The organism is Brevundimonas sp., assembly GCF_036402095.1.
Taxonomy (GTDB): Bacteria; Pseudomonadota; Alphaproteobacteria; order Caulobacterales; family Caulobacteraceae; genus Brevundimonas.
On sequence record NZ_DASWTO010000213.1, the window covers coordinates 1 to 7317 of the forward strand.

Annotated in this window: 8 protein-coding genes; 3 read left to right on the plus strand and 5 right to left on the minus strand. The window is 70.3% G+C overall.

All coding sequences use genetic code 11. From position 1 onward, the window contains the following. The 3 genes from VGD32_RS14065 to VGD32_RS14075 all read left to right on the plus strand — a co-directional run. On the plus strand, positions 1 to 2092 hold a 2092-nt coding region (locus tag VGD32_RS14065; RefSeq protein WP_331032506.1), incomplete at its 5' end, for an efflux RND transporter permease subunit. Beyond that, positions 2089 to 2433, plus strand: a complete 345-nt coding sequence (locus tag VGD32_RS14070) for a metalloregulator ArsR/SmtB family transcription factor (RefSeq protein WP_331032507.1) — start codon at positions 2089 to 2091, stop codon at positions 2431 to 2433. The genes VGD32_RS14065 and VGD32_RS14070, both read left to right, overlap by 4 nt. Next, the gene (locus VGD32_RS14075) at positions 2430 to 2813 is read left to right on the plus strand and encodes a DUF302 domain-containing protein (protein ID WP_331032508.1); all 384 of its coding nucleotides are present in this window, start codon (positions 2430 to 2432) and stop codon (positions 2811 to 2813) included. The genes VGD32_RS14070 and VGD32_RS14075 overlap by 4 nt, the downstream gene beginning before the upstream one ends. Before the next feature lie 22 nt (positions 2814 to 2835). On the opposite strand, the gene guaA is transcribed toward VGD32_RS14075, so the two are convergent. The 5 genes from guaA to VGD32_RS14100 form a co-directional block, all read right to left on the minus strand. After that, the gene (guaA, locus tag VGD32_RS14080) at positions 2836 to 4398 is read right to left on the minus strand and encodes a glutamine-hydrolyzing GMP synthase (RefSeq protein ID WP_331032509.1); all 1563 of its coding nucleotides are present in this window, start codon (positions 4396 to 4398) and stop codon (positions 2836 to 2838) included. Then, complete coding sequence (locus VGD32_RS14085) at positions 4395 to 5042, minus strand: 5'-methylthioadenosine/S-adenosylhomocysteine nucleosidase (RefSeq protein WP_331032510.1); 648 nt, start codon at positions 5040 to 5042, stop codon at positions 4395 to 4397. The genes guaA and VGD32_RS14085 overlap by 4 nt, the downstream gene beginning before the upstream one ends. After that, positions 5039 to 6451 (minus strand): RsmB/NOP family class I SAM-dependent RNA methyltransferase, encoded by a 1413-nt coding sequence (locus VGD32_RS14090; protein WP_331032511.1) that lies wholly within the window; start codon positions 6449 to 6451, stop codon positions 5039 to 5041. The genes VGD32_RS14085 and VGD32_RS14090 overlap by 4 nt, the downstream gene beginning before the upstream one ends. Positions 6452 to 6460: 9 nt before the next feature. Beyond that, a complete protein-coding gene (locus VGD32_RS14095) occupies positions 6461 to 6859 on the minus strand; it encodes an MAPEG family protein (RefSeq protein ID WP_331032512.1) in 399 nt (132 codons plus the stop codon). Between the two features lie 17 nt (positions 6860 to 6876). After that, the coding region (locus VGD32_RS14100; protein WP_331032513.1) for an IMP dehydrogenase at positions 6877 to 7317 on the minus strand (441 nt) is incomplete at its 5' end.

Sequence of the window (7317 nt, forward strand, 5' to 3'; positions counted from 1 at the left end):
GGTCATTCCGACCACCATCCTGCTGACCCTCTTCGCCTCCAACCTGATGGGCTACACCATCAACCGGGTCAGCCTGTTCGCCCTGATCTTCTCGATCGGCATCCTCGTCGACGACGCCATCGTCATGATCGAGAACATCGCACGGCACTGGGCCATGGACGACGGCCGCAGTCGGGCCCAGGCCACCGTCGAGGCCGTGGCCGAAGTGGGCAATCCCACCATCGTCGCCACCCTGACCGTCGTCGCCGCCCTGCTGCCCATGCTGTTCGTCTCCGGTCTGATGGGACCCTATATGGCGCCGATCCCGGTCAACGCCTCGGCCGCCATGATCTTCTCCTTCTTCGTCGCCGTGGTCATCGCGCCGTGGCTGATGATCCGGTTCGCGCGCCGGACGCTCGCCGCCGGGCGCGGTCATGAGCATGGCGAGGGCATGCTCGGCCGCCTCTACCGCCGGGTCGCCGCGCCGGTGATCCGTTCGCGCCGCAGCGCCTGGACCTTCCTGATCGCAGTCGGCCTCGCGACCCTGCTGGCCATGTCGATGTTCGGCGTCCGCGCGGTGCCGGTGAAGCTGCTGCCGTTCGACAACAAGTCCGAACTGCAGGTGGTGCTCGACATGCCCGAGGGGACCAGCCTGGAGACCACCGAACGCACCCTCGCGGGCGCCGCGGCGGTGGCCGGAACCCTGCCGGAGGTGGAGTCTCTGGAGAGCTACGCCGGGACCGCGACGCCGTTCAATTTCAACGGCCTGGTGCGCCACTATTTCCTGCGGGCGGGGGCCGAACAGGGCGATCTGGCGGTCCGGCTGGCGCACAAGGCGCACCGCAAGCGCAGCAGCCACGCCGTCGCCCTCGACCTGCGCCGCCGTCTGTCCGACCTGCCGCTGCCGGCGGGCGCTTCGATCAAGGTGGTCGAGGCGCCGCCGGGGCCGCCGGTGCTGGCCACCCTGCTTGCCGAGGTCTACGGCCCCGACGCCGCCACCCGCCGCGCCGTCGCCGCCGAGCTGGAGACCCTGTTCCGGGCGCAGCCGTCGGTGGTCGACGTCGACAACAGCTACGGCGTCCGCCGCCCCGTGCTGCGCCTGGTACCCGACCGGGAAAAGCTCGAACGCTTCGGCCTTTCAGAGCGCGAGGTGCAGGACTCCATCGCCGCCGTCATGGGCGGCCAGGTGCTCGGCTACGCGGCACGCGATGACGAGCGCACGCCGGTCGAGATCGCCGTGCGTCTGCCGCAGTCGGCCCGCGCCTGGACCGGACAGCTGGCCGTCATGCCCGTGGCGGTCACCACGCTCGACGGCGGCCGCCGCCTGGTCGAACTGGGCGAGGTCGTCGAGGCCAAGCGAGAGCTGGCCGGCTGGCCCGTCTACCGCCGCGACGGCCGCGCCGCCGAAATGGTCACCGCCGAACTGGCGGGCCAGTTCGAGGCCCCGATCTATGGCATCCTGGCCATCGATGCGGCCATCAAGGAACACGACTGGAAGGGCCTGCCACGCCCGGAAATCCGCCTCAACGGCCAGCCGACGGACGAGACGGTCCCCACCGTGCTGTGGGACGGCGAATGGGAGATCACCTGGGTGACATTCCGCGACATGGGCGCCGCCTTCGGCGTGGCGCTGCTGGGGATCTATGTGCTGGTCGTCGCCCAGTTCAGGGATTTCCGCATCCCGCTGGTGATCCTGACGCCCATCCCCCTGACGCTGATCGGCATCGTCATTGGGCACATGCTGTTCCGCGCGCCGTTCACCGCCACCTCGATGATCGGCTTCATCGCCCTGGCGGGGATCATCGTGCGAAACTCGATCCTGCTGGTCGACTTCATCCGCCACGCCCGAACGCCGGGACGGCCGCTGCGCGAGGTCCTGCTGGAGGCCGGGGCCATCCGCTTCAAGCCGATCCTGCTCACCGCCCTCGCGGCGATGATCGGGGCGGCGGTGATCCTGTTCGACCCGATCTTCCAGGGCCTGGCCATCTCCCTGCTGTTCGGACTGGTCTCGTCGACGATTCTGACGGTGCTGGTGATCCCGGCCATCTATATCGCGTTGAAGGACGACGGCCGCCCGGCGGCCGCGCCCGCCTCCGCGGAAGGGACCCCATGACCGATACGATCCCCAGACCCCGCCCGTCCGATCTCGCGGAACTGGAGGCCAGCGCCGCCCCGGCCGCCCGGCTGATGCGGCTGTTCGCCAACGAGCAGAGGCTGATGCTGATGTGCCGGCTGAGTGAAGGCGACTGCGCCGTCGGCGACCTGGCCGGCTATGTCGGCCTGTCGCAATCGGCCTGTTCGCAGCATCTCGCCCGCCTGCGCGACGCCGGGGTGATCGCCCCACGCCGCGAAGCCCAGACCATCTACTACGGCATCGCGGACCCGGCCGCCGCCCGGGTCATCGCCCTGCTGTGCGACATCTATCGCGACAAACCGGAGGCATCGAACCCATGACCTATTTTCACGCCCGCACCGTCGAGGGCGAGTTCGAAGCGGTCGTCGAACGGACCCGCGCCGCGCTTCAGAAACACGGCTTCGGCGTGCTGACGGAGATCGACGTCCAGGCCACGCTGAAGGCCAAGATCGGTCAGGACTTCCGTCCCTACCGCATCCTCGGCGCCTGCAATCCCGTCATGGCCCACGAGGCGCTGAAGATGGAGCCGCACGTCGGCGTCATGCTGCCCTGCAATGTGGTGGTCCAGCAGGCGGACAGCGGCGTGGAGGTGTTCGCCGTCGACCCGGCCTCCTCCATGAACGCCATCGACAATCCGGACCTGCTCCGTCATGCACAGGCGGTCGGAGAGCACCTCAAGGCCGCCGTGCGGGACGTCTGATCACCGCCCCGTCAGTCGCGGCTCATTCCCACTCGATGGTGCCCGGCGGTTTGGAGGTCACGTCGTAGACGACGCGGTTGACGCCCCTGACCTCATTGACGATGCGGGTCGCGGTCCTGCCGAGGACGTCCCACGGAAATTCGAAGAAGTCCGCGGTCATGCCGTCGGTGGACGTGACGGCGCGCAGGGCCAGCACCTTCTCGTAGGTGCGGGCGTCGCCCATGACGCCGACGGTCTTGACCGGCAACAGGACGGCGAACGCCTGCCAGATCTGGTCGTAGAGCCCGGCCTTGCGGATCTCCTCGAGGTAGATGGCGTCCGCTTCCTGCAGGGTGGCCACCGCCTCGGGGGTGATCTCGCCGGGGATGCGGATGGCGAGCCCCGGTCCCGGGAAGGGATGGCGGCCGACGAAGGCGTCAGTGAGCCCCAGTTCGCGGCCCAGCGCCCTCACCTCGTCCTTGAACAGTTCGCGCAGCGGCTCGACCAGCTTCAGCTTCATGAAGTCCGGGAGGCCGCCGACATTGTGGTGGCTCTTGATCACGGCGGAAGGGCCGCCCGAAGCCGAGACGCTCTCGATCACGTCCGGATAGAGGGTGCCCTGGGCGAGAAATTCGGCGCCCTCGATCTTGTGGGCCTCGCGGTCGAAGACCTCGATGAACACCCGGCCGATGGTCTTGCGCTTGGTCTCGGGGTCGGAAACGCCGGCCAGCTGTCCGAGGAATTCCTTAGACGCATCAACGTGCACCAGCGGGATGTTGTAGTGCTCGCGGAACAGGTTGGTGACCTGGGCCGCCTCGTCCTTGCGCAGCAGGCCGGTGTCGACGAAGACGCAGGTCAGCTGGTCGCCGATCGCTTCGTGGATCAGTACGGCGGCGACGGACGAGTCGACCCCGCCGGACAGGCCGCAGATGACCTTCGCCGTACCGACCTGTTCGCGAATCTGGGCGATCTTCTCGTCGCGGTAGGCGGCCATGGTCCAGTCGCCCTTCAGCCCGGCGATCCCGAACAGGAAGTTGCGGTAGATTTCGGTCCCTCGCGGGGTGTGGTGAACCTCGGGGTGGAACTGGACGGCGTAGATCCGGCGCGCCTCGTCGGCGATGGCGGCGAAGGGCGCCCCGGCCGAGGTGGCCACCACCCTGAAGCCGTCCGGGATGGCGACCACGCGGTCGCCGTGGCTCATCCACACCGGCTCGCGGTGATCGACGGCGCCGATGCCGGCGAACAGCGGCGTCTCCTCGGCGATGACGATCTCGGCCCGGCCGAACTCCCTGTGATGGCCGCCCTCGACCTTGCCGCCCAGCACGTCGCAGAGCAGCTGCTGGCCGTAGCAGATGGCGAGCATCGGCAGACCGAGGTCGAACAGCTTGCGCCCGATACGCGGGCTGTCGGGCTCGAGCACGCTGGACGGACCGCCGGACAGGATGATCGCCTGCGGCTTCATCTCGTCGACCACCGCCTCCGCCTTGTCGAACGGATGGATCTCGCAATAGACGTGCGCCTCGCGCAGGCGGCGGGCGATCAGCTGGGTCACCTGGCTGCCGAAGTCGACGATCAGGACCTTCTGGTGATCAGCGGGGGCGGTCATGCGGGCTCCGTGGCGGCAGGCGTGAAATGGTCATGCAACAGGTCGAGGGCCTCCGCCAGACGGAGATCGATCTCGGCCAGGGCGTCGGTCCAGTGTCTGAGTTCGGTCAGTTCGGAACGGCCGTCGCTCACGCCGCGCAGGCCGAGCACCGGCACATTGAAGCGGGCGGCGGCGCGGACCACGGCGAAGGTCTCCATGTCGACCATGTCGGCGTCGACGGCGTCATAGGCCCCGCCCGAGACGACGCTGGCGCCGGTGGCCAGCCGGGCGGTCGGCAGGGCGGCCGGGCCGTCGGCCAGAGGCAGGACGGCGGGGACGCGCGGATACGGCGTCTCTCCTCGGGGGAAGCCCAGGGCGCTGGCGTCCATGTCGCGATAGCTGACGTGCGAAACCCGGTAGACGCAGCCGTGATCGAGGGTCCGCGAGCCCGCCGAGCCGAGCGACACGACAAGGTCCGGCGGGGTTCCCCCCGCCCCCAGCTCCGCGAGCGCATGACCGACCGCGGCCGCCGCTTCGACGGGACCGACGCCGGTGATCAGGGGGCGGATGCGCGCCCGCAGGGCCGGGCCGTATTCGGGCTCGGCGGCCATGACGCACAGGACGGTCCTTGGACCGAAGCGGGAAAGGGTCCAGTCCCCGCTCACGCCCGCCGCTCGTAGAGGGCGATGAAGAAGCCGTCGGTGTGGGTCGAGGCCGGCGACAGGCGCAGGCGATGACCGTCGGCCCGGGCGGCGAGCGTCTCGCGAGCGGCGTCCGTGAGCGTCGGCGCCTCCAGCAGGCCGGCGACCGGCAGGGGCCGGAAGTCTGGATGGGCGGCCTCGAACGCCTCGGCGGTGGCCTCGTTCTCGCGGCTCAACATCGAGCAGGTGACATAGGCCAGGCGGCCGCCCGGTTTCACCAGCTGGACGGCCTGGGCGAGGATTCGCTGTTGCAGGGCGTGCAGGCGCTCGACCTCGTCCGGCTTGAGCCGCCACGCGTCCTCGGGGCGGCGGCGCCAGGTTCCGGACCCGCTGCACGGCGCGTCGACGAAGACGAGATCGGCCTTGCCGTTGAATTCCTCGACCCCGCCGCCGTTCTGGCCGATCAGACGCAGGTCGGCCGCCACGCCCGCGCGGGCCAGCCGCGGACGGATGTTGCCGAGCCGCTTCTGGACCACGTCGCAGGCGATCAGCCGCATGCCGGAAGCGGGCGGCGCCGCGCGGGCCGCCGCGGCTTCGTCGGCGCCGGTGGGTGACCACCCGGCGGGCTTCGGCGCCGCGACCTCCGACAGGTCCGCGTCGGGCAGGCCCTGCACGGCCAGCGCCAGCGTCTTGCCGCCCCCGCCGGCGCAATAGTCGACGACGATGCTGTCAGGGGTGAAGTCGAGGCCGGCGCCCGCCAGCCAGGTGACGATCTGGCTGCCCTCGTCCTGGATCTCGATGCGCCCGGCCTTGAAGGCCTCGAGCGCCTGCACGTTGGGCGGCGGCTCCGCCGGGAGCCGCAGGCCGCGGGCGGACCACGGCGTCGGCCCGGGAGCGAGACCGGCGGCGGTCAGTTCGGCGGCGACGGCCTCCACCGGGGCCTTCGCCGTATTGACGCGCAGATCGATCGGGGCCCGCGGGGCCATCAGCTCGCGGGCCTCCTCGGCCCAGCGCTCGCCGAAGATCGCCTTGAAGTCCTCGACCACGAACTCGGGCAGGCCGGCGGCGACCCAGCCGGGCAGATCGCCTTCCCCAGCCGTGATGCGGGCGCGTTCCTGCTTGGACAGCGGTCGCGGGCCGTAGCCCTCGCCGGAGTGCAGGGCCTCGATCTCTTCCAGCGACAGGCCGTCGATCAGGGCCAGCGAGCCTATCACCAGCGCCCGGCCGTCCTCGCGGCCGCCCATGGCCCAGACCAGCCGGCCGCGGGCGCGCAGCACGCGGTAGACGCGGTCGGCGACGGCGCGGCGGTCCTTGGAGCCCGCGTAGCGGTTGGCGGCGCCCCATGCCTTGAGCACGACCTCGGCGGGGGCTCGCCCCTGGGCGATGCTGTCGAGAACGGAGGCGGCGGCGGCGAGGCGGGCGGCTGGGGTCAAGTCAGGCTTTCAAAGGAACAGGGCGGCGATGACCATCACCAGCCCGGCGGAGGCGGCGCGCCAGGCCAGCGAGCGGACGTAGGGCACGCCGAAGGCGTAGAGCGGCAGGTAGACCAGCCGCCCGAAGAAGTAGAGGTGCGCCCCGAGGGCGGTCAGCGTCCCGTCCTTACCGGCGATATGCGCCATGATCACGGCGGCGGCGAAGATGGGCAGGGTCTCGAACAGATTGGCCTGCGCCCGCATCAGCCGACCGGCGACCCGGCCCGGCGGAGGGACCTCGGCGTCGCGGGGCCCCACGTTCCATTTGCCGCCCAGTTCGGCGGTGCGGGCCACGACGGCCGCCGTGATCTGGACCAGCGCCAGGATCAGGGTGAAGGCCAGCAGAATGAATTCCGGTGTCATGTCCATGGCCTGTCCTCCCCCTCTCAACCCTGCCGGTAGTTCGGCGCCTCGCGCGTGATCATCACGTCGTGGACGTGGCTCTCCCGCAGGCCGGCGCCGGTGATGCGCACGAAGCGGGCGCGCTCCTGGAAGTCGGCGATGGTGGCGGCGCCGACATAGCCCATGGCGGCGCGCAGCCCCCCGACCATCTGGTGCAGCACCGGGGCGATCGGCCCCTTGTAGGGGGTCTGGCCCTCGATGCCTTCGGGCACCAGTTTCATCTGGTCCGAGACTTCCTTCTGGAAGTAGCGGTCGGCCGAACCGCGGGCCATGGCCCCGACCGAGCCCATGCCCCGGTAGGACTTGTAGGACCGGCCCTGGTACAGGACGACCTCGCCCGGGCTTTCGTCGGTGCCGGCGAACCTGGAGCCCATCATGGCGGCCGAGGCTCCGGCCGCGATGGCCTTGGCCAGGTCGCCCGAATA

What these genes read in the sequence shown, in the direction of transcription:
- VGD32_RS14070 (WP_331032507.1), top strand. Translation starts at nt 2,089, where the DNA reads ATGACCGATACGATCCCCAGACCCCGCCCGTCCGATCTCGCGGAACTG.
- VGD32_RS14075 (WP_331032508.1), top strand. Translation starts at nt 2,430, where the DNA reads ATGACCTATTTTCACGCCCGCACCGTCGAGGGCGAGTTCGAAGCGGTC.
- guaA (WP_331032509.1), bottom strand. Translation starts at nt 4,398, where the DNA reads ATGACCGCCCCCGCTGATCACCAGAAGGTCCTGATCGTCGACTTCGGC.
- VGD32_RS14095 (WP_331032512.1), bottom strand. Translation starts at nt 6,859, where the DNA reads ATGGACATGACACCGGAATTCATTCTGCTGGCCTTCACCCTGATCCTG.